The sequence below is a fragment of the Agromyces sp. NPDC058110 genome (genome assembly GCF_042884735.1).
GTDB lineage: Bacteria > Actinomycetota > Actinomycetes > Actinomycetales > Microbacteriaceae > Agromyces.
This window is the reverse complement of the sequence record NZ_JBHVTI010000005.1, coordinates 119,066-140,201: the sequence shown is the minus strand read 5'-3', so window position 1 is coordinate 140,201 and position 21,136 is coordinate 119,066. Positions and strand designations below refer to the sequence as shown.

Below are 21,136 nucleotides of genomic sequence, written 5' to 3'. Positions count from 1 at the left end.
GACCGGGATCCGACGACGACGGCAGGAGCCTCGATGACGAACCGCGAACGCACGGGCCACGCGCCCAGCGAGCCCGCACCGCACGACACCGCCTCGCGCGGCACCGCCACGCGCGGTGCCGACCTGGCCAGGCAGGTCGCCGTCGCCGTGAGCGCGGTGATCGCCGTCGTCGGGTCGTTCGTCGGGTCGGGCGCAGCGGGCGGGCAGCGGGTGCAGGATGCCGCGGGCGGGGCGCTCGCGGCCGACGCGACGCTCGTGGCTCCCGGCGGGGGCGCCTTCGCGGTCTGGTCGCTCATCTACTTCGGGCTGCTCGCCTACGCGGTGTGGCAGTTCCTGCCCGCACAGCGCGCCGCGGAGCGGCACCGACGGGTCGGGCCGTGGGTCGCGGCGTCCATGCTGCTGAACGCGGCCTGGATCCTCAGCGTGCAGGCCGACCTGCTCTGGCTCAGCGTGCCGATCATCGTGGCGCTCCTCGCGGTGCTCGTCGTCGCGTTCCGGATCTGCCTCGCGCTTCCGCCGAAGGGCGTGATCGACGCGATCGCGACCGACGGCACCCTCGGCCTGTACCTCGGCTGGGTGTGCGTGGCGACCATCGCGAACACGGCCGCCGCGCTCGTCGCCGCAGGGTTCGACGGGTTCGGCCTGCCGCCCGAGACGTGGGCCGTCGCACTCGTCGCGATCGCCGGGCTCCTCGGCATGGCCCTCGCCGTGTGGGACCACGGCCGCATCGCCCCGGCGCTGACGTTGAGCTGGGGGCTCGCGTGGATCGCGGTCGCCCGTCTCACCGACGAACCGTACTCGCCGGTCACCGGCATCACCGCGATCATCGCCGTGATCGCCGTCGTGCTCACGACCGCGGCGATGCGCGTCGTCGCGGTGCGAGCGCGCGCCCGCTGACGAGGCGCGGGTAGGCTGCGGGGATGCCCGCTCGCGCGTTCAGTCGGGGCGATCGCACGATCGTCGTCCACGAGACGCCGCGCGCGACCGCGGGCCGGCCGCCCGCCGCATCCGTCGTGCCGCGCGGCGCTGAACCCGGCACGGCGCCGGGCGCGGACGACGAACGGGTCTTCGTGCTCGTGCACGGCCTCGGCATGGCCGCCGAGTACTGGGGCGACCTCGCCGAACGGCTCTCGTCGAACGCCCGCGTGCTCGCGCTCGACCTGCCCGGATTCGGCGACGCACCCGAACCGTCACGACCGCTCACGATCCCCGAGAGCGCCGACCTCATCGCCGAACTCCTCACCGAACTCCTCGAGCAGGACGGACTCGACACGGTCGGCCGGGCCCCTGTGCTGGTGGGGCATTCCTCGGGCGCGCAGGTCGTCGCAGACCTCGCCGCGCGGCATCCGCAGCTCGTCGACCGGATCGTGCTGGTCGACCCGTCGGTGAACCCGCGGGAGCGCACCCTGGCGCGCCAGACCGCGCGCCTGCTGCAGGACATCGCCGTCGTCGATCCGATCGCGCTCGCTCGGGGCGCACGGGCCTACGCCGAGGCGGGCCCGTCTTGGGTCCTCGCGAACCTGCGCCCGATGCTCGAGCACCGGATGGAGCTCGTGCTGCCCCACGTGCGCGCCGAGGTGCTCGTGATCCGCGGCGAGGACGACCGCGTCGTGCCGCGCGCCTGGGCGCAGGCGGTGGCCTCGCTGGCGCCGCGCGCGCGGTACGCCGAGGTGCCGGGCCGGGGACACGAGGTGGTCGCCCGTCACGCCGGCCCGCTGGGCCCCCTCATCGCCGCGCACGCACGCGGCGACTCGCCCGGGCGGGTGCTCGCGCCCCACGAGCGCCGACTGGCGCTGTCGCGGTCGCTCGGCGGCAGCACGACGGCGCGCATCGGATGGGTGCTGCGCGACTACGGCTACGGCATCCGCTGGCGGCTCGCCCAGCTCGTGGCCGGCGACCCCCCGGCGCGATGGCGCGACGGCGACCCCGACCTGCCCGACGTCGTGCTGGTGCCCGGCGTGCACGAGCACTGGAGCTTCCTCACGCGTCTGGCCGACGCGCTCAACGGGGCGGGGCACCGCATCACCGTGGTGCGCGGCCTCGGCATGAACCGCAGACCCGTGCCCGACACCTCTCGACGACTGCAGCGCGCGCTCGCGAGGGTGCCCGCCCCGCCCGCCGGTCGGGTGATCGTCGCGCACAGCAAGGGCGGGCTGATCGCCAAGCACCTGCTCACCGACCTCGAGCGCGGCACCGGACCGCTCGGCGCCGAGGGCGCGACCCGACTCGACGTTCGCGGTTCCGTGACCCTCGCCGCGCCGTACTCCGGCTCGGCGCGGGCCCGCTGGTTCCTCGATCCGAGCATGCGGGCCTTCCTGCCGACGGACGCGACCATCGTCGAACTCCAGCGCGACGCGACCGTGAACGCGCGCATCGTCTCGATCTTCGGCACGCTCGACGCCCATGTGACCGAGGGCAGCGCGCTCGCCGGCGCGACCAACGTGATCGTGCCCGCGGCCGGGCATTTCCGCCTGACCGGGTCGCCCGCAGCGCATCGTGCCGTGATCGATGCCGTCGCCGACCTCGCCCGTCATACGCAGACGCAGGGCGAGGCCCTCCCGCAGGCCGTCCACGGCGATCCCTAGACTGGGCGCGTGCTCGCCACCGTCATCGTGTTCGCCATCGCCCCGGCGCTGGTCATCTTCGCTCTCGGGGTCGTCGCACGCATCGCGTCGCGTCAGCGCGTGCACTCTCCCGTCGTGCAGTACACCCGGGCGCGCGGCGCATCGGTGCTGCACGACGCCCTGCTCGTCGAGGCCGACCGGCGCGCCGCGGCCGCGGTGCTCGTCGACCTGGCGGTCTCCCGACGCATCCGCATCATCGCGAACGGCACCGACCGCGACCCGATCGGCGTCGAGCTGCAGCCCGGCGTCGCGTTCACCGACGACGAGTTCGCCGTGCTCGAGGCGGTGTTCGGCCCCGAGCACACGAACGGGCGCCTGCGCCGGTTCTCGGCCGATCGGCGAGCACTGTCGGCCCGGCTCAAGGGCGTGGTCCGCGACGCCCACTACGCGCTCGCCCGGGCCGGGCTCGTCGCCGAGGCGCGCATGTCGTGGCCGGGCACGACCCTCACGGTGCTCGCCTACCTCGGCATGCTCGTCGAGGCCCTGTTCATCGTCGCCTCCCTCGGCGCCGCCGACTGGCCGGCGTTGATCGCGACGGTCGCCGCCCTGGCCGTGACGGTCGCCACCATCGTCGTGACGCCCGCGTCGTGGCGCCGGTTCCTGCAACCGGCACGGCAGCCCCGTGAACATCTCGACGGGCTGCACGAGTACCTCGAGCTCGCCGAGGCCGATCGCCTCCGTGTCCTGCAGTCGCCGACGGGCGCCCCGCTCGTGCCGGTGCCGACGACGACGGATGCCGCGGCACACGCCTCCACGGTTCCTGCCGCCACGGCAGCCGCCGCCGCGACGCCCGCCGCCGGACCCGCGGCGGGCGACGCCCTCGCCAGGTTCCACCTGCACGAGCGCCTCCTGCCCTACGCCGTGCTGTTCGGAGTCGAGCAGGCGTGGATCTCCGCCCTGAGGCTCGACCTGGGCGAGCTGCACCGCACGAACCGCGCGACGATCGACGACCTGGTCGACTCCACCGCCGAAGCCGCCGAACTCGCGGTGCACCTCGACGCGCTCGACCTGCTGCTCGCCCACGGCCCGCGGCTCGCGATGGACCTCGGCGACCTCGTCGACGTGAAGGGTGCCGCGATCGATCTCGCCGAGGGCGTCGGCGAACTGTTCAGGATCGTCGAATGACCGACGACGCGGTGCGCATCGAGTTCGCCGGAACGACGGATGCCGCGGGCGCGCCGGTCGCCGACGCGGCGGGGCTCCTCGGCGGCGTGGCCTCGGTCTCCGCGCTCGCGGGCAGGCCCGACGACGCGTGGGCCACCCTCGTGGTCGCGCACGGCGCGGGCAGCGGCATGGAGCATCCGTTCCTCGAGGGCTTCTGCACGGCCGTGCAGGCGCTCGGCGTCGCGACCCTGCGCTTCGACTTCCCGTACCGCGAGGTGGGGCGCAAGTTCCCCGATCGACCGCCCGTCGCCGTCGCGACCTGGCGGGCCGCGTTCGATGCCGCGCGTGCCGGCGCCGTCGACGCCGGCGCACCCGACGAGCCGATCTGGGCCTCGGGCAAGTCGTTCGGCGGGCGCATGGCGTCGATGGCCGTCGCCGAGGGACTGCCTGCGGCGGGCCTCGCGTTCCTCGGCTACCCGCTGCACCCGCCGGGCCGCCCCGAGAAGGCGCGTGACGAGCACCTGCCCGACGTTGCCGCCCCGATGCTGTTCCTGCAGGGACGCAACGACCCCTTCGCGACGCCGAACGACCAACTCGACGAACTCGTCGCCCGCCTGCGCGGGGCCGACGGCGGCACGGGGCACGCCGTCGGGCTCGAATGGGTCGACGACGCCAACCACTCGTTCGAGATCAAGGGGCGCAAGCGGCCCGCGCACGAGATCGGGGCCTCGCTCGCGCCGTCCGTCGTCGCGTTCATGCGCGCGAACGCGCCCGGCTGACCAACCGCCACCACGAGCGCGCGCCCGCCTGCTGCGCCCCGTGGACCGGCCTGCATCCCGACCGGCGACCTGCCCGCGCTCGACTGCAGACCGGCCCGCAGTTCGACCGCGGGCCGGTCAGCCGCATCACTCGGCGTCGAGCGCGCTCCAGATGTCGTCGCCGCGGCGCGTCGCGTCTGCGCCGCCGTCGATGTAGATCGTCTGGCCCGTGACGTGCGAGTTCTCCTCGCTCGTGAGCCAGGCGAGCAGGCGTGCGATGACGACCGCGTCGGAGTGCCCGTTCAGCGGCATCGGCACCGCGGCGTCGACCATGGCGCGGCCCTCCTCGGTCGCGAGCAGCGGCGCGGTCATCGGGGTCACGACGGTGCCGGGTGCGACCGCGTTCACCGGGATCCCGGCGCCCGCGTACCGCGGTGCGATCGACTCGCGGCGCACCCAACGGCTGAGGGCCCGCTTCGACGACGAGTAGTTCAGGTAGCCGACCTCCGGCCCCTGCTCGGCGAGTGCGCCGCCGATCTCGAGCGCCTTCGCCTCGTCGCCCGCGAGGAGCGCGTCGACGAGGTCGGGCGAGTTCGGCTGGAGGCTCGCCATCGAGCTCACCACGGCGATGCGAGGGGCATCGGATGCCGCGAGCGTCGGGGCGAGCGCGTCGAGGAACTCCGTGACCCCGAAGAAGTTCACGGCGACGGTCAGCGGGATCGGAGCCGAGATGCCGGCGGCCGCGATGACGGCGTCGATGGCCCCGCCCGAGGCCTCGACGACCGCGGCGGCTGCGGCCGCACGGCCCTCGGCGGTGGAGAGGTCTGCGGTGATGTCGGCGCCCTTGAGGTCGACGCCGATGACCCGGTCGCCGCGCTCCGACAGGAGGGCCGCTGCGGCCGCTCCGATGCCCGATCCGGCTCCGGTGATGACATACGTTCTGCTCATGCCTTCGACGCTACGCGGGTCGCGGAGGGCCCCGCTCGAAGAGCAGATGGAACTGATTTCCAGCTGTGAATCAGGCTCCGACGTAGGCGGCGAGGTGCGTGGCGGTGAGCGTCGCACCGTCGGTCGACGCCGAGGCCACGAGGTCGGCGGGCGTGCCCTCGAAGACGATGCGCCCGCCGTCGCGACCGGCGCCCGGACCGAGGTCGATGATCCAGTCGGCGTGCGCCATGACCGCCTGGTGGTGCTCGATGACGATGACCGAGTTGCCGTCGTCGACGAGCCGGTCGAGCAGCGCGAGCAGTCGATCGACGTCGGCCAGGTGCAGGCCGGTCGTCGGTTCGTCGAGCACGTAGACCGTGCCCTTCTTCGCCATGTTGATGGCGAGCTTCAGCCGCTGCCGCTCACCGCCCGAGAGCGTGTTGAGCGCCTGGCCGAGCCCGAGGTAGCCGAGCCCGACGTCGGAGAGCCGCTGCAGGATGACGCGGGCGGTCTTGTCGGTGAGGTACTCGAGCGCCGCGTCGACGGAGAGCGCGAGCACCTCGGCGATGTTCAGCCCGTTGAGCCGGTAGTCGAGCACCTCGGCCGTGAACCGCTTGCCGCCGCACTCCTCGCACACGCTCGAGACGGTCGACATCGGTCCGAGTTCGACGAACACGAGGCCGATGCCCTTGCAGTTGGGGCACGCGCCCGCGGAGTTCGCACTGAAGAGCGCCGGCTTCACGCCGTTCTCCTTGGCGAACGCCTTGCGGATGGTGTCGAGCAGGCCGGTGTAGGTCGCGGGGTTCGAGCGGATCGACCCGCGGATCGGCGACTGGTCGACGACCACGACCTGGTCGTGCCGCGGCACGTTGCCGTGGATCAGCGAGGACTTGCCCGACCCGGCGACGCCGGTGACGACCGTGAGCACCCCGAGCGGGATGTCGACGTCGACCCCGGTGAGGTTGTGCTGGCGGGCGTCGCGGATCTCGAGCGCACCCGAGGCCGAACGCACGGCGTCGCGCAGCTTCGCACGGTGGTCGAGGTGGCGACCGGTGAGCGTGTCGGAGGCGCGGAGCCCCGCGACATCCCCCTCGAACTGGATCTCGCCGCCGTGCGAGCCCGCGCCGGGGCCGAGGTCGACGATGTGGTCGGCGATCTCGATGACCTCGGGCTTGTGCTCGACGACGAGCACCGTGTTGCCCTTGTCGCGCAGCTGCAGCAGCAGGCGGTTCATGCGCTGGATGTCGTGGGGGTGCAGGCCGACGGTCGGCTCGTCGAAGACGTACGTGACATCGGTGAGGGCCGACCCGATGTGCCGGATCATCTTGACGCGCTGGGCCTCACCGCCCGAGAGCGTGCCCGCCGGGCGGTCGAGGCTGAGGTAGCCGAGGCCGATCTCGACGAACGAGTCGACGTTCTGGCGGAGGTTGGCGATGAGGGGCGCGACGCCGGGTTCGTCGATGTCGGAGGCCCAGTCGGCGAGGTCGGAGATCTGCATCGACGCGGCCTCGGCGATGTTGATGCCCTTGATCTTCGACGAGAGCGCCTCGCGGTTGAGCCGGGCGCCGCCGCACTCGGGACAGGTCGTGAAGGTGAACGCTCGATCGACGAACGCGCGGATGTGCGGCTGCAGCGAGTCGCGGTCTTTCGAGCCCATGCTCTTCTGCAGCTTCGGCACGAGCCCCTCGTAGGTCATGTTGATGCCCTGCACCTTGACCTTGGTGGGCTCCTTGCGCAGGAAGTCGTGCAGCTCGGTCTCGTCGTAGTCGCGGATCTTCTTGTCGGGGTCGAGGAACCCGCCCTCGGAGTAGATGCGCACCATCCACCCGTCGGCCGTGTAGCCCGGGATCGTGATCGCTCCCTCGGCGAGCGACTTGTCGCGGTCGAAGAGCTCGTCGAGGTCGACGTCGTTGACCTGCCCGACGCCCTCGCAGCGGGGGCACATGCCGGCGGGCACATTGAAGCTGAAGTGGAAGCTCGGGCCGACGTACGGGTCGCCGAGCCGCGAGAAGAGGATGCGCAGCAGGGCGTAGACGTCGGTCGCCGTGCCGACGGTCGAGCGGGAGTTCGCGCCCATGCGCTCCTGGTCGACGATGATCGCGGCCGAGACGTTGCGCAGGCTGTCGACCTCTGGGCGCGGCTGGGTGGTCATGAACGACTGGATGAACGCGGAGTACGTCTCGTTGATGAGGCGCTGCGACTCGGCCGCGATGGTGCCGAACACGAGGCTCGACTTGCCGGAGCCCGACACCCCGGTGAAGACGCTCATGCGCCGCTTCGGGATGTCGAGCGAGACGCCCTTCAGGTTGTTCTCGTGCGCACCGCGCACCTCGATGAGATCGTGGGCGTCTGCGGTGTGCTCGCTCATGGGATCCGATTCTGGCAGGCACTTCCGACATCCGCGCGCGTAGCCTGAGCGTATGGCTGCTCCTCGCCGCACGTCCGCCGCCCGCTGGGTGCTGCCCGCGTGCGCGGGCGTGGCATCCGCCGTCGTGGCCGTCGGCGTCGGCGAGCTCGCCGCGGCACTGCTCGCATCGGCGTCGAGCCCCCTCGCGGTGGTCGGGTCGCTGCTGATCGACCTCGCGCCGCCGTGGGCGAAAGACGCCGCGATCGGCCTGTTCGGCACCGCCGACAAGGCCGCGCTGCTCGTGGGCATCGGCCTCGTGCTGCTCGCCGTCGCCGCGGGCGCCGGGGTGCTCGAGGCGCGCAGGCCGCCGTGGGGCCAGGTGTTCTTCTGGGTGCTCGGCGGGGTCGGGGTGCTCGCCGCGACGACCAGGGCCAACGCGTCGATGCTCGCGTTCGCCCCCTCGGCACTGGCCGCGGTCGCCGGCGTCGTCGCGCTGCGCCTGCTCGTGCAGCGATTGCCCGCGCCTGCTCCCGCTCCCGCCGATGCCCCGGCCGCGCTTCAAGCCGACACCGTCGACGAGGCCGACGCGGTCGAAGCCGCCGACGCCGCCGAGGGCGCGACCGGCGAAGGGCGAGCGGATGCCGCTGGCGGGCGCGCGATCGACCGCAGGCGCTTCCTCGGCTGGGCCGGGGGCGCCGCCGCGATCGGCGCGCTCGCCGCCATCGGAGGTTACGCCCTGCAGGCCGGATCCCGCGCGGTCACGGCTGCACGCCAGACCATCCGGTTACCGCGTCCGACGGCGCCCGCGGCGATTCCGGCCGGGGCGGAACTCGACATCGAGGGGCTCTCGCCGGTCGTCACGCCGAACGCGCAGTTCTACCGGATCGACACGGCGCTCGCGATCCCGGCGGTCGAGCCGGCCGACTGGAGCCTGCGCATCCACGGCGACGTCGAGCACGAGGTCGTCATCACCTGGGACGAGTTGCTCGCGCTGCCGCTCGAGGAGTCGGTCACGACCCTCGCGTGCGTCTCGAACGAGGTCGGCGGCGGGCTCATCGGCAACGCGGTGTGGCTCGGGTTTCCGATCCGCGAGCTGCTGAAGCGGGCCGTGCCGACCGCCGACGCCGACATGGTGCTCTCGCGCAGCGTCGACGGGTTCACGGCCTCGACGCCGTTGCAGGTGCTGCAGGAAGACGATCGCAACGCGATCCTCGCGGTGGGCATGAACGGCGAGCCGCTGCCGCCTGAGCACGGGTTCCCGGTGCGCATGGTGGTGCCGGGGCTCTACGGATACGTGTCGGCGACGAAGTGGGTGACCGAGCTCGAGGTGACCCGGTTCGACGCGGCATCCGCCTACTGGACCGACCGCGGCTGGAGCCCGCGCGGCCCGATCAAGCTGCAGTCCCGCATCGACGTGCCGCGCACGGGCCAGCCGCTGCAGGCCGGCACGGTGACCGTCGCGGGCGTCGCGTGGCACCAGCACACGGGCATCGCGGCCGTCGACGTGCAGGTCGACTCCGGGCCGTGGCGCCCGGCGACGCTCGCCACCGCGATCTCGGCCGACACGTGGGTGCAGTGGCGCTTCGACTGGACGGATGCCACGGCGGGCTCGCACACGCTCAAGGTTCGCACGGTCAGCGCAGACGGTGAGGTGCAGACCTCCGAGGTGCAGGGCGTGGTGCCCGACGGTGCGACGGGCCTGCACTCGCGCACCGTGACCGTCGGCTGACGGCCCGCCGCGGCATCCGCTCCACGTCAGCGCCCGGTGGGCGAACGGATGCCGCAGCCGCACGCCGCGGCTTCAGACCGCTGCGTACCCGCCGTCGATGACGTGCGTGCTGCCCGTGATGAAGCTCGCCGCGTCGCTCGCGAGGAACGCGACGAGCGCGGCGACCTCCTCGGGCTCGCCGAGGCGACCGATCGGGTGCTTGGTCGTGAGGAACTCGACGAGCGCGTCATCGGCGTGCGCCGTGAGCATGGGCGTCTTGATGAACGCCGGGCCGACCGCGTTCACGCGCACGCCGGCGGGCGCGTACTCGGCGGCGGCGGTCTTCGTGAGGCCGACGAGCGCGTGCTTCGAGGTGACGTAGGCCGACTGCGCCGGGAAGGCGACCGTGCCGAACACCGAGCTCATGACGACGGCCGAGCCGCCGCCGTTCGCCGCGATCGCGGGCAGCTGGGCCTTGAGGTTGCGGAATGTCGCGTTCACGTTGAGCTCGATCACGGCCTCCCAGCTGTCGTCGGGGTAGTCGCCGATCGGGGCGGCCGCGCCGCCGATGCCCGCGTTGTCGACCGCGATGCGGAGTGGGGCGAGGGCGTTCGCCTGCTCGATCGACGACGCGATCCACGCGGCATCCGATGCGTCGCCAGAGGATGCCTCGGCGATGCCGCCCGCCGCCCGGATCTCGTCGACGACCGCGTTCGCCTTGTCGGGGTCGACATCGTTCACGAGCACGGATGCCCCGTTCGCGGCGAGCAGCAGGGCCGTGGCCCGGCCGAGGCCGCTGCCAGCCCCGGTCACGATCGCCGAACGGTCTCCCACGTCGTACTGCGCCATTGCAGCTTTCCCATCCGGGCGGGCTCGAGGCCGGGAACCCTTCGCGGACGGCCCGTCCGGGCACCATCTAACAAGTGAATGGCGATTCCGGTCAAGCCTGACTGCTTCGGCGCCGTACCGCGCCGGCAGCACCGATAGTGTGCCCATGTGGATTTCCTTCTCATGGGCGTGATCGTCGTTCTCGTGCTCGCCGCGATCAGTGTCACGGGTTCGCTGCGCGCGATGCGCGAGTCGTCGGAGCGCACGGCCGACGCGACGGAGGAGCTGCTGGAGCTCGAGCGGTCCAGGCACTCGATGCACTGAGTCGCGTCGAGCCGGTCAGCCCGAACGCCTGAACGCCAGTTGCTACGGGCGGACGCGCCGGCGATGCCCCTCGAACTCGACGACGTCGCCGTCGTGCAGCTGCCGCCCGCGGCGCAGGTCGACCTCGCCGTTCACGGTCACCATGCCCTCGGCAATGACCTCCTTCACCTCGCCGCCCGAGTCGAGGAGACCAGCGAACTTCAGGAACTGCCCGAGGCGGATCATGTCGCCGCCGATCGGCACGTCTTCGATCGAGCCCGGATTCGTCATCCCCGAATGCTAGCCGAGGCGCCGGAGCGGTCGGCGAGGTCCGGGATCGGCCGCCCGGTGTCGCGGGCGGCCGATTCCGGGCGAGTCGCCCGGCTCAGCCCAGCCGCGGCGTGCGCGTGGGCTCCGTGCGGCGCGAGCCGGTCGCCTCGAACGCGGCGGCCAGGCGCAGCAGCGCGGTGTCGTCGTAGGCGCGGCCCGCGAACGTGAGCCCGACGGGCATGCCGATGTCGGCCATGGTGCCCATGGGCACGGTCACGGTCGGGATGCCGAGGTGGCGCGGCACGAGGTTGCCGTTCGCGACCCAGACGCCGTTGCGCCAGCCGAGGTCGGCCGACGCCTCGTTCACGTCCATGTCGGCGGGGCCGACGTCGGCCGCGGCCGGGAAGACGACGGCGTCGAGGCCGAGGCCGTCCATCCACTGCTCGAGGTCGACGCGGCGCGTCTCCTCGAGCCCGCGCAGCCCGTCGGCGAGTTCGGGCATGTCGTCGAACGTCGCGTCGGGGTGCTCGCGCACCCAGGTCGGGTACGTCACGACATCGTCGTCGAAGCCGAAGTACCGGTCAGGCAGGGCGCCCTCGGGGGCCGGGAAGATCGTCGCGCCGTCGACGCCCGCGAGCGTGTCGAGCGCGGGGTCGCCGTTGGCGGCCAGGAAGTCGTTCCACGACCACGCCGAGAGGTCCACGATCTCGCGGTGCAGGTACTCGGGCGAGACGAGTCCGCGCGTGTCGATCTTGGGTGCGCCCACGCGGTCGCCCTCGTAGTTCGAGACGACCGGGAAGTCGACCTCGACGACCTCGGCGCCCGCGGCCTCGAGGTCGCGCCGCGCGGCCTCCCACAGGTCGATCACCGAGGCGCGGGTCTCGATGCGCTGCCCGGTGGAGCCGCCGATGCCGGGCTCGCGGCCGGGCTCGGCGGTGCCGGCCTCGGGGTCGGCGTTGACATACATGCGCGGGATGCCGAAGCGCTTGCCCGTGAGGTCGGCGGGAGCGAGCCCGACGTACGACTCGGGCCGCACCTCGGAGGAGAGGGGAATCGGCACCCACGGCTGCACGCGCCAGAAGTCGCCGCGGGTGTCGGCGTCGTCGGCGACGATCACGTCGAGCACCTCGAGCAGGTCGGCCATGCTGCGCGTGTGCGGCACGACGACGTCCATCGTGGGCACGAGCGGCCAGTTGCCGCGCACCGAGATGACACCGCGCGACGGCGTGTAGGCGCAGAGCGCGTTGTTCGACGCGGGCGCGCGGCCCGACGACCAGGTCTCCTCGCCGAGGCCGAACGCCGCGAAGGACGCGGCGGTCGCGGTGCCCGAGCCGTTCGACGAACCCGAGCCGAACGCGGCGGTCAGGAAGTCGCCGTTGTACGGCGACTCGGCGCGGCCGTAGACGCCGCGCTGCATGCCGCCGTTGGCCATCGGGGGCATGTTCGTGAGGCCGATGAGCACGGCGCCGCCCGCGCGCAGGCGCTCGATCGTGAACGCGTCGCGCTGGGCGACGAGGTGCTCGAACGCGGGCGAGCCGGCCGCCGCCGTGAGGCCGCGGGCCAGGTAGCTGTCCTTCGCGGTGTACGGGATGCCGTCGAGCGGACCGAGCACCTCGCCACGGGCACGACGCTCGTCAGAGGCGAGCGCGTCGGCGCGCGCCTCGGGGTTGTGCACGACGACCGCGTTCAGCGCCGTGGCCGTCGAGGGCGCGTCATACGCCGCGATGCGCGCGAGGTACGCGTCGAGCAGGCCGACGCTCGTCACGGCGCCCGACTCGAGCGCCGCGCGAAGCTCGGCGATCGACGCCTCGACGACGTCGAAGCCGGACGCAGTCGAACCGCCGCCGTCCGCCGCACTCATCGCGCCACCGCCGGCTGCTGCTGCGTGATGCAGTGGATGCCGCCGCCGCGGGCGAACAGCGGACGTGCGTCGACGGTCACGGCCTTCCGCCCCGGGTAGGCCGCCTCGAGGATGTCGCGCGCCGCGGCATCCGCCCGCTCGTCGCCGAAGCCGCACGCGATGACGCCGCCGTTCACGACGAGGTGGTTCACGTAGCTCCAGTCGACGAAGCTCTCGTCGTCGCGGATCTCGGAGGGCGCGGGCAGGTCGAGGATCTCGAACGTGCGGCCCGCGGCATCCGTCTGCTGCGAGAGCAGCGCGTGCAGGTCGCGCGTCACCTCGAAGTCGGGGTGCTCGGGCGAGTCCTGGCGGTGCAGGAGCATGCGACCGGGCGAGGCGAGCGTCGCGACGATGTCGACGTGCCCGCTCGTGCCGAAGTCGTCGTAGTCGCGCGTGAGGCCGCGCGGCAGCCAGACGGCCTTCGTCGCGCCGATCGTGCGGGCCATCTCGGCCTCGACGCGCGCGCGGTCGGCGTAGGGGTTGCGGCGCGGGTCGAGCTGCACGGTCTCGGTGAGGAGCACCGTGCCCTCGCCGTCGACGTGGATGCCGCCGCCCTCGTTCACGAGCGTGCTCGACACGAGCTCGGCGCCGACGAGCTCGGCGATGATGCGGGCGTGCTCGGCCGACTTGCGCCAGTCGGACCACTCGTGGTCGCCCCACCCGTTGAAGATCCAGTCGACCGCGCCGAGCACGCCCGGGCGCTCGTCGTCGACCACGAAGGTCGGGCCGTGGTCGCGCATCCAGTACTCGTCGACGGGCGCCTCGACCTGGGTGATCCCGCTGCCGAGCCGCTGCGCCGCGCGCTCGCGCTCGGTCGGGTCGACGAGCATCGTCACGGGCTCGAACTCGGCGACCGCGTGGGCGACCGCGGTCCAGGCCGTGTACGCCTCCTCGTGATCGGCGGCCGACTCCCCGAGGGTGGTCCCGGCGGTCGGGAACGCCATCCACGTGCGCTCGTGCGGTGCGGTCTCTGCGGGCATGCGCCAGGTCATGCGAGGGCTCCTTCGGTTCGGTCGGATGCCGCGGCATCCGTTTCGATGATGGCAGCGGATGCCGCGGCCGGGCGCTCAGCCGGGTCGCGGTACGGGTCGGTGGTGAGCCAGAGCAGTGCGTAGACGCCGGCGCCGAGCACGGGGCCGGCGAGTGCCGAGAAGTCGGCACCGGCGAGCGCGGCCGAGATGGGCCCCACGTAGAGCGTGGTGTTGGCCATGAGCACGGCGACCGTCATGCCGACGAGCATCGCGACCACGCCGGGCAGGAAGACGCCGCCGCGGTACCAGAACGGGCTTCCCGGGCGTGCGTCGTCGAGCGCGGCACCGTCGTACCGGTTGCGGCGCAGCACGATGTCGACGGCGTAGATCGCGACGAGCGGACCGAACACGGTGACCGACAGCTCGAGCGACGCGCTCAGCGTGTCGAGGAAGCTCGGCGAGAGGAAGAGCAGCCAGCCCGCGACCGCCGTCGCGATGAACCCGGTGACGACGGTGGTCGCCGCCCGCGAGACGCGTGCGGCGAGCGCCTGCGCGTAGAAGCCGGTCGTGTAGGAGACGAGCACGTTGTTCGTGATCGACGAGAGCACGATCATCGCGAGGAAGATCGGCGTGAACCAGGCCGGCACGATCTCGCCGATGGTGAGCTGCGGGTCGGTCATGTCGATCGCGGTGCCCGCGATGGCTCCGAGGCCGCCGATGAGCACGGCCGGGATGAACCCGCCGAGGGCGGTGCACCAGGCGACCGCCCGCTTCGAGACATCCGCCGGCAGGTAGCGCGCGTAGTCGGCGCCGGTGCCCCAGCTCAGCGGGCTCGACGCGACGATCGCGAAGCCCAGCATGACGAGCGCCCAGTGGTCGGCGACCGGCAGCGGCTCGGCCGTGTAGGCGAAGTCGGCCGCGCCGAACACGAACACCGCGAGCAGCACGAACACCACGGCGAGCGCGGCCGAGAACCAGGGCGCGAGCGCCATGATCGTCGCGTGGCCGTAGACGCCGATGACGAAGCTCAGCACGCCGACCACCGCGAGGGCGACCCACTCCCCGCCCGCGGGCAGGGTGATTCCGAAGTGGCCGAGCAGCGCGATCGCGGCGAGCGTCGCGAACGCGACGTTGATGATCTCGTAGAACAGGCCGATCAGCACGCCGAGGCCGGCGCCGAAGACCTTGTTTCCGCGGACGCCGAACATGGCGCGCATGATCGACACGCTCGGCGAGCCCGACACCGGGCCGCTCACCGCGAGGAAGCCGACGAGCGCCCACCAGAGGTTGCCGACCACCGTGATGGCGAGCGCCTCCCAGAGGGGCAGGCCGAGCAGCATGAGCACGCCGCCCACGACGAAGTACAGGTAACCGACGTTCGCGCTCATCCACACCCAGAAGAGGCCGGAGGGGCGTCCGTGTCGCTCCGACGCCGGGATGTGCTCGGTGCCGTGCGTCTCGACGTGGCCGACGCGGTCGGCGGCGGGGGCGTGCGCGGCGGACTGCGGCGTCGTCGCGGCATCCGTGGTCGCGGTGGTGTTGCTCATCGTTGAGGGCTTTCTGTCGGTCGATCTCTCGACAGGATCGGGGACTCGATCTACTATTGATCATACGATCAACAAGTTGCAGCGACGCTACCCATCCGAGGTCACCATGTCAAGACCGGTCCGCAAGAAGGCCGAACGCAAGAGCCCCGCCGAGCGGTCGGCCGAGATCGCGGATGCCGCGGCATCCGTCGCCCTCGAGCAGGGCCTGTTCGCCGTCACCATGCGGGCCGTCGCGGCCCGCATCGACGTGGCGCCCGCGCTCGTGGCGCACTACGAACCCAACATGGACGCCCTCGTCGCCCGCACGTTCCGCGCCGTCGTCTCGTCCGAGCTCCGCGAGGTCGCCGCGCTCGTGCTCGCCGCCGAGGAGCCCCGCGCGCAGCTCGCGCTCCTGCTCGAGACGCTGCTCGACGGCGAGCGCGACGACGTCACCACGGTCTGGGTCGAGGCGTGGGCCATGGGCCGCCGCAACGAGGTGCTCGGCGCCGCCGTGCGCGACGAGATGGACGACTGGCAGGCCCTCATCCAGGGCATCGTCGAGGCGGGCGTCGCGTCGCGGGCGTTCACGACCGACGACCCGGCGGGCGTCGCCTGGCAGACCCTCGGCATGATCGACGGCCTGAACGCGCAGGCGCTCGTGAGATGGGGCGACTCCGGCCGCCGCGGATCCATGATCGGCACCGCCGTCGAGGGACTGCTCGGGCTCGAGCGCGGCGCGCTGTCGCGGGAATACCCGTCGGCGATCACGCGGTTGCCCTGAGCATGACCACGCTGCCGAAGACCATGCACGCCGTCGCCGCGACCGGGACGGTTCCGCTCGACGACGAACGGGCGCTCGTCGACGTCGAGCTGCCGCTGCCCGAGCTGCGCCCGCGCGACGTGCTCGTCGAGGTCGCGGCGGTGTCGGTGAACCCCGTCGACCTGAAGACGCGCGCCCGCCGCGCGACCGACGCCGGGCCCGTCGTGCTCGGGTACGACGCCGCGGGCACCGTCGTCGCCGTCGGCCCCGACGTCACGCTGTTCGCGGTCGGCGACGAGGTGTTCCACGCGGGCGTCATCACCCGGCAGGGCACGAACGCCGAGTTCCACGCCGTCGACGAACGCCTCGTCGGCCGCAAGCCTGCCACGCTCTCGATGGCCGAGGCGGCCGCGATGCCGCTCACGACCATCACCGCGTGGGAGTCGCTCTTCGACCGCTTCGGCCTGCGCGCCGACAGCACCGGCACGCTGCTCGCCCTCGCGGGCGCGGGCGGCGTCGGCTCGATCCTCACCCAGCTCGCGCGCCGGCTCACCGCAGTCGACGTCATCACCACCGCCTCGCGCCCCGAGACGCAGGAGTGGTCGCGGCGCATGGGCGCCCACCACGTCGTCGACCACCACGGCGACCTCGCGGCATCCGTGCTCGCGATCGCGCCCGGAGGCGTGGACCGGGTCTTCACCCCCTCGACCGCCGACCGAGTGCCGCTCTTCGCCGAGATCGTGCGGCCGTTCGGCGAGATCGTCGCGATCGACGAGGACCCCGACATGGACCTGCGCGTGCTCAAGGGCAAGAGCATCGCCTGGCACTGGGAGTCCATGTTCACGCGCGGCGTCTACGAGACGCCCGACATGATCGGGCAGCACGACCTGCTCGACGCCGCGGCCGGCCTGCTCGACGACGGCACGCTGGTCACGACCCTCACGCGCGAGATCTCAGGGCTGGATGCCGCGGGCCTCCGCCAGGCGCACGCCATCGTCGCCTCGGGCCGCAGCATCGGCAAGGTCGTCGTCGCGCGCTGATCCGCCCACCCCTTCGGGGCCTGCCCCGATGTCGGATGCCGCGGCTACCGTGAGAGCACGGCAACGGTCGGAGGGAGCCCGATGTACCTGGTCGACGGCACGGTGGTCACGAGCGCGAGCGACCTCAAGAAGGCGTCCGAATGCGAGTTCGCGTTCCTGCGCGCCCTCGACGCGAAGCTCGGCCGCATCGAGGCCGTGCCCGACCCCGAAGACGCCATGCTCGAGCGGTCGGGCCGCATGGGCGACGCGCACGAACTGCGCGTGCTCGAGCGCTACCGCGAGCAGTTCGGCGCGGGCGTGGTCGAGATCGAGCGCCCCTCCGTGCGCGACGCGGGGGCCGTGGCCGCCGCGGTCGAGGCGACCAACGCCGCGTTCGCCGCCGGGGCGCCCGTGGTGTTCCAGGCCACGTTCGCCGACGACGGCTTCATCGGCTTCGCCGACTTCATCGTGCGGCAGCCCGACGGCCGCTACCTGGTCCAAGACAGCAAGCTCGCCCGTCGCGCCAAGGTCACCGCGCTGCTGCAGCTCGCCGCCTACGCCGAGCAGCTCGACCGCATCGGCGTGCCGTGCGCAGAGACGGTCGAGCTGCTGCTCGGCGACGGCACCACGAGCACGCACCGCCTCGACGACATCGCACCGGTCTACCGCCTGCGCCGCGAACGGCTCGAGCGCATCATCGCCGAGCGCCTGGCCGACAGCGCACCCGTCGCCTGGGGCGACCCCCGCTACGGGCTCGACGGGCGCTGCGCCACGTGCGACCTCGAGGTGCAGGCGCACCGCGACGTCCTGCTGGTCGCCGGGCTCCGCGTCACCCAGCGCACCCCGTTCGCCGAGGCCGGCATCACGACGATCGACGAGCTCGCAGCGTCCGACGCCCCCGTGCCCGGCGTGCTCGACGCGACACTCGCCAACCTGCGCGTGCAGGCGCGCCTGCAGCTCGAGGCCGAGGCAGCACTGCTGGCCGCGGACGCCGCCGGCACCCGCTCGCCCGACGACCCGCCGCTGCCGCCGCCCGTCGCACTCCGCGAGCCGTCGGCCCTCGCCGCGATCCCCGAGCCCGATGCGGGCGACCTGTTCTTCGACTTCGAGGGCGACCCGCTCTACACCGAGGGGCCCGCCCGCGAGTGGGGCATCGACTACCTGTTCGGCATGGTCGACGTCGACGAGCGGTTCACCGCCCTGTGGGCGCACAGCTTCGCCGACGAGAAGATCGCGCTCGAACGGTTCCTCGACCTCGTGGCCGCGCGACGCGCAGCGCATCCGAACCTGCACATCTACCACTACGCGAACTACGAGAAGGCGCACCTGCTCTCGATCGCCGCCCGGCACGGCGTGCGCGAGGCCGAGGTCGACCAGCTCCTCTCCGACGGCGTGTTCGTCGACCTGTACCCGATCGTGAAGCGCGCGGTCCGCGTCGGCACGCGCTCGTACTCCATCAAGAAGCTCGAGCCGCTCTACATGGGCGACGAACTGCGCGAGGCCGAGGTCAAGTCGGGCGGCGACTCGATCCTCGAGTACGTGCGCGCACGGGCCCTCGCCGCGACGGGCGACGAGATCGACCCCGACACCGGGCTCTCGGGCGAGGCCGCGGCGCAGTTGGTGCTCGACGACCTCGCCGACTACAACCGCTACGACTGCGTCTCGACCCTGCGGCTGCGCGACTGGCTGCTCGGCCTCGCTCGCGCGGCCGGGGTGCCCTCGGTGCCCGACTCGCAGCTCGTCGAGGCTGCCAAGGCCGAGGGCCGGGTCTACGAGCCCTCGCCGATCGCCCTGCACCTGCAGCAGCTCGCCGGTCCGCGCGACGATCCATCGCGCGACGCCGACCGCACGGCGCTCGCCCTCGCCGCCGCCGCGATCGACTACCACGATCGCGAGGCGAAGAGCTTCTGGTGGGCCCACTTCTTCCGCCTCGAGCAGCCGCTCGAAACTTGGGAGGAGCAGCGCGACGTGCTCGTCGTCGACCCCGCGGCATCCGGCATCGCCCAGCCCTGGTACCGCGAAGACGGACAGCAGGTCGACCGGCGCCGCGTGCGCCTGCGCGGGCGCATCGGCCCCGGCTCGCGCTTCTCGGTGGGTGGCGGCGTCTTCGCGCTCTACGACTCGCCCGCCCCGTTCGCGAGGCGCGCCAGCCGGCCCGGCGCCCGCGTGCCGAACCCGGTCGAGGTCGTCGAGGTGCTCGACGACGGCGTCGTGGTCGAGGAGCGCGCCGTCGCCGGCGACCTGTGGTCGACGCTGCCCGTCGCGATCGTGCCCGGGCCGCCGCCGCACGCCGGCCGGCAGAAGACCGCGATCGCCGACTGGGCGCAGCACGTCGCCCGCAGCCAGCCCCTTTGGCCGAAGAACCCGGCCGTCGACATCCTGCGCCGCAGCGCACCGCGCACGCGCGACGGGCACGGCCTCGGGGTCGACGTCGGCACGGGCTCGAGTTCGGGGTCGGGGTCGGGGTCGGGGTCGGGGTCGAGCTCATCGCGCGCCGCGCATCCCGATTACGTCGCAGTCGTCATCGGCGGCCTGCAGCGGCTCGACGACTCCTACCTCGCCGTGCAGGGACCTCCCGGCACCGGCAAGACCTACGTCGCGTCGCACGTCATCGCGGCGCTCGTCTCGCAGCACGCGTGGAAGGTGGGCGTCGTCGCCCAGTCGCACGCGGTCGTCGAGAACGTGCTCGACGCGACGATCCGGGCCGGCCTGGCGCCCGATCTCGTCGGCAAGGCGCCGAAAGACGAATCCGATCCCGGCGACCACGGGTACACGCTGCTCGACAAACGGCGCAACGGACTCGCGCAGTTCGCCGAGGCGCACGCCTCCACGGGCTTCGTCGTGGGCGGCACCGCCTGGGACTTCGCCAACGCCGACCGCGTGCCGCGCGGGTCGCTCGACCTGCTGGTGATCGACGAGGCGGGCCAGTTCTCGCTCGCCTCGACCATCGCGGCATCGGTCGCGGCCCGCAACCTGCTGCTGCTCGGCGACCCGCAGCAGCTGCCGCAGGTGAGCCAGGGCATCCACCTCGAAGCCGTCGACACCTCGGCCCTCGGCTGGATCGCCGACGGCCACGACGTGCTGCCCGCCGAGTTCGGGTTCTTCCTCGCCGAGAGTCGCCGCATGCACCCCGCGGTCGCCGCGCCGGTCTCCCGACTGTCGTACGACGGCGAACTGCACTCGCACGAGGTCGCCGCGACCCGCTCGCTCGACGGCGTGCACCCCGGCCTCGCACCCGTGCCCATCGCGCACGAGGGCAACACCGTCGCCTCGCCCGAAGAGGCCGCCGCGGTCGTCGCCCACGTCGAGGCGCTGCTCGGGCGCACCTGGATCGATCCGACCGAGACGAACGCCGCCGACGCCGCGCGCGGTCGCCCGCTCGCCCAGCGCGACCTCATCGTGGTCACGCCCTACAACGCCCAGCTGACGCTCGTGCGCACGGCACTCGACGATGCCGGGTTCCCCGAGGTTCCGGTCGGCACGGTCGACAAGTTCCAGGGCCAGGAGGCCGCGGTCGCGATCGTCTCGCTCGCCGCGTCGAGCGCCGCCTCTGCGCCTCGGGGCATCGAGTTCCTGCTCCTGAAGAACCGGCTCAACGTCGCGATCTCGCGCGCCAAGTGGGCGGCGTACCTGCTCTACTCCCCCGCTCTGCTCGACACCCTGCCGCACACGCCCGCCGGAGTCGCCCAGCTCAGCGGGTTCGTGCGCCTCGTCGGCGCTGACCGCACGCCCGCCGACCGCACGCCCGCCGACCGCACTGCCGTGCTCCGGCCCGTGGCCTGAGGCCTGAGGCCTGAGGCCTGAGGCCGCGCATCGTCTGGCGACGGCGGCCGTCGCGGCCGAGCGGGTCGGCGCGCCACGTGCCGGGTTCCGCCGCGTCTGCGGAAGGCGACCGTCGCGCCCGAGCGGGTCGGCGCGCCACGTGCCGGGTTCGGCCGCGTCTGCGGAAGGCGACCGTCGCGCCCGAGCGGGTCAGCGCGCGCCACGTGCAGGGTTCCGCCGCGTCTGCGGATGGTTCGAGGCGCAGGGCGCCGGTCGAGCTCTCCTCAGGACGTCGAAGTCGCCTCGGCCGGCCTCTGGTCGGTGCACTC

16 protein-coding genes are annotated in these 21,136 nt (G+C 72.8%); 9 read left to right on the top strand and 7 right to left on the bottom strand.

The window, feature by feature from the left end:
- Positions 1-33 precede the first annotated feature (33 nt).
- From ACFVS8_RS13425 to ACFVS8_RS13410, 4 genes are read left to right on the top strand one after another with little or no spacing between them, the layout of a single operon-like run.
- Complete coding sequence (locus ACFVS8_RS13425; RefSeq protein ID WP_387062974.1) at positions 34-897, top strand: tryptophan-rich sensory protein; 864 nt, start codon at positions 34-36, stop codon at positions 895-897.
- Between the two features lie 23 nt (positions 898-920).
- Positions 921-2,585 (top strand): alpha/beta fold hydrolase, encoded by a 1,665-nt coding sequence (locus ACFVS8_RS13420; RefSeq protein WP_387062971.1) that lies wholly within the window; start codon positions 921-923, stop codon positions 2,583-2,585.
- A gap of 9 nt (positions 2,586-2,594) precedes the next feature.
- Positions 2,595-3,749, top strand: a complete 1,155-nt coding sequence (locus tag ACFVS8_RS13415) for a hypothetical protein (protein WP_387062968.1) — start codon at positions 2,595-2,597, stop codon at positions 3,747-3,749.
- Positions 3,746-4,507, top strand: coding sequence for an alpha/beta family hydrolase (locus ACFVS8_RS13410; protein ID WP_387062965.1), 762 nt, complete (start codon positions 3,746-3,748; stop codon positions 4,505-4,507). The genes ACFVS8_RS13415 and ACFVS8_RS13410 overlap by 4 nt, the downstream gene beginning before the upstream one ends.
- A gap of 126 nt (positions 4,508-4,633) precedes the next feature.
- Here ACFVS8_RS13410 and ACFVS8_RS13405 read toward each other — a convergent pair whose 3' ends face one another.
- On the bottom strand, positions 4,634-5,434 hold the full coding sequence (locus ACFVS8_RS13405) for an SDR family oxidoreductase (protein WP_387062962.1): 801 nt from the start codon (positions 5,432-5,434) through the stop codon (positions 4,634-4,636).
- Between the two features lie 70 nt (positions 5,435-5,504).
- Positions 5,505-7,781: an ATP-binding cassette domain-containing protein gene (locus tag ACFVS8_RS13400; protein WP_387062959.1), complete on the bottom strand. Its 2,277-nt coding sequence runs from the start codon at positions 7,779-7,781 to the stop codon at positions 5,505-5,507.
- Between the two features lie 52 nt (positions 7,782-7,833).
- On the opposite strand from ACFVS8_RS13400, the gene ACFVS8_RS13395 reads away from it, so the two are divergent.
- On the top strand, positions 7,834-9,489 hold the full coding sequence (locus ACFVS8_RS13395) for a molybdopterin-dependent oxidoreductase (protein ID WP_387062956.1): 1,656 nt from the start codon (positions 7,834-7,836) through the stop codon (positions 9,487-9,489).
- Between the two features lie 72 nt (positions 9,490-9,561).
- On the opposite strand, the gene ACFVS8_RS13390 is transcribed toward ACFVS8_RS13395, so the two are convergent.
- Complete coding sequence (locus tag ACFVS8_RS13390) at positions 9,562-10,317, bottom strand: SDR family NAD(P)-dependent oxidoreductase (RefSeq protein ID WP_387062953.1); 756 nt, start codon at positions 10,315-10,317, stop codon at positions 9,562-9,564.
- Positions 10,318-10,464: 147 nt separating this feature from the next.
- Here ACFVS8_RS13390 and ACFVS8_RS13385 point away from each other — a divergent pair, with 147 nt between their 5' ends.
- Positions 10,465-10,620 (top strand): hypothetical protein, encoded by a 156-nt coding sequence (locus tag ACFVS8_RS13385; protein ID WP_387062950.1) that lies wholly within the window; start codon positions 10,465-10,467, stop codon positions 10,618-10,620.
- Positions 10,621-10,662: 42 nt separating this feature from the next.
- Here ACFVS8_RS13385 and ACFVS8_RS13380 read toward each other — a convergent pair whose 3' ends face one another.
- The 4 genes from ACFVS8_RS13380 to ACFVS8_RS13365 form a co-directional block, all read right to left on the bottom strand.
- Positions 10,663-10,890, bottom strand: a complete 228-nt coding sequence (locus tag ACFVS8_RS13380) for an RNA-binding S4 domain-containing protein (RefSeq protein WP_387062948.1) — start codon at positions 10,888-10,890, stop codon at positions 10,663-10,665.
- Positions 10,891-10,984: 94 nt separating this feature from the next.
- Entirely contained in the window at positions 10,985-12,730 is a 1,746-nt protein-coding gene (locus tag ACFVS8_RS13375) for an amidase (protein WP_387062945.1), read from the bottom strand.
- Positions 12,727-13,761, bottom strand: coding sequence for an agmatine/peptidylarginine deiminase (locus tag ACFVS8_RS13370; protein ID WP_387062942.1), 1,035 nt, complete (start codon positions 13,759-13,761; stop codon positions 12,727-12,729). The genes ACFVS8_RS13375 and ACFVS8_RS13370 overlap by 4 nt, the downstream gene beginning before the upstream one ends.
- Positions 13,758-15,287, bottom strand: coding sequence for a purine-cytosine permease family protein (locus ACFVS8_RS13365; RefSeq protein ID WP_387062940.1), 1,530 nt, complete (start codon positions 15,285-15,287; stop codon positions 13,758-13,760). The genes ACFVS8_RS13370 and ACFVS8_RS13365 overlap by 4 nt, the downstream gene beginning before the upstream one ends.
- A 106-nt stretch (positions 15,288-15,393) precedes the next feature.
- Between ACFVS8_RS13365 and ACFVS8_RS13360 the strand changes: the two genes are divergently transcribed.
- The 3 genes from ACFVS8_RS13360 to ACFVS8_RS13350 all read left to right on the top strand — a co-directional run bounded on the left by ACFVS8_RS13360 (position 15,394) and on the right by ACFVS8_RS13350 (position 20,828).
- A complete protein-coding gene (locus tag ACFVS8_RS13360) occupies positions 15,394-16,047 on the top strand; it encodes a TetR/AcrR family transcriptional regulator (protein WP_387062937.1) in 654 nt (217 codons plus the stop codon).
- A 2-nt stretch (positions 16,048-16,049) separates the two neighbouring features.
- A complete protein-coding gene (locus ACFVS8_RS13355) occupies positions 16,050-17,066 on the top strand; it encodes a zinc-binding alcohol dehydrogenase family protein (RefSeq protein WP_387062935.1) in 1,017 nt (338 codons plus the stop codon).
- 81 nt (positions 17,067-17,147) lie between these two features.
- The gene (locus tag ACFVS8_RS13350) at positions 17,148-20,828 is read left to right on the top strand and encodes a TM0106 family RecB-like putative nuclease (RefSeq protein ID WP_387062932.1); all 3,681 of its coding nucleotides are present in this window, start codon (positions 17,148-17,150) and stop codon (positions 20,826-20,828) included.
- Positions 20,829-21,136 lie beyond the last annotated feature (308 nt).

Excerpts from the sequence above, each read along its gene's own strand:
- ACFVS8_RS13400 (WP_387062959.1), bottom strand. The coding sequence starts at position 7,781 with ATGAGCGAGCACACCGCAGACGCCCACGATCTCATCGAGGTGCGCGGT.
- ACFVS8_RS13370 (WP_387062942.1), bottom strand. The coding sequence starts at position 13,761 with ATGACCTGGCGCATGCCCGCAGAGACCGCACCGCACGAGCGCACGTGG.
- ACFVS8_RS13365 (WP_387062940.1), bottom strand. The coding sequence starts at position 15,287 with ATGAGCAACACCACCGCGACCACGGATGCCGCGACGACGCCGCAGTCC.
- ACFVS8_RS13390 (WP_387062953.1), bottom strand. The coding sequence starts at position 10,317 with ATGGCGCAGTACGACGTGGGAGACCGTTCGGCGATCGTGACCGGGGCT.
- ACFVS8_RS13380 (WP_387062948.1), bottom strand. The coding sequence starts at position 10,890 with ATGACGAATCCGGGCTCGATCGAAGACGTGCCGATCGGCGGCGACATG.
- ACFVS8_RS13410 (WP_387062965.1), top strand. The coding sequence starts at position 3,746 with ATGACCGACGACGCGGTGCGCATCGAGTTCGCCGGAACGACGGATGCC.
- ACFVS8_RS13420 (WP_387062971.1), top strand. The coding sequence starts at position 921 with ATGCCCGCTCGCGCGTTCAGTCGGGGCGATCGCACGATCGTCGTCCAC.
- ACFVS8_RS13425 (WP_387062974.1), top strand. The coding sequence starts at position 34 with ATGACGAACCGCGAACGCACGGGCCACGCGCCCAGCGAGCCCGCACCG.
- ACFVS8_RS13350 (WP_387062932.1), top strand. The coding sequence starts at position 17,148 with ATGTACCTGGTCGACGGCACGGTGGTCACGAGCGCGAGCGACCTCAAG.
- ACFVS8_RS13360 (WP_387062937.1), top strand. The coding sequence starts at position 15,394 with ATGTCAAGACCGGTCCGCAAGAAGGCCGAACGCAAGAGCCCCGCCGAG.
- ACFVS8_RS13375 (WP_387062945.1), bottom strand. The coding sequence starts at position 12,730 with ATGAGTGCGGCGGACGGCGGCGGTTCGACTGCGTCCGGCTTCGACGTC.
- ACFVS8_RS13405 (WP_387062962.1), bottom strand. The coding sequence starts at position 5,434 with ATGAGCAGAACGTATGTCATCACCGGAGCCGGATCGGGCATCGGAGCG.
- ACFVS8_RS13395 (WP_387062956.1), top strand. The coding sequence starts at position 7,834 with ATGGCTGCTCCTCGCCGCACGTCCGCCGCCCGCTGGGTGCTGCCCGCG.
- ACFVS8_RS13355 (WP_387062935.1), top strand. The coding sequence starts at position 16,050 with ATGACCACGCTGCCGAAGACCATGCACGCCGTCGCCGCGACCGGGACG.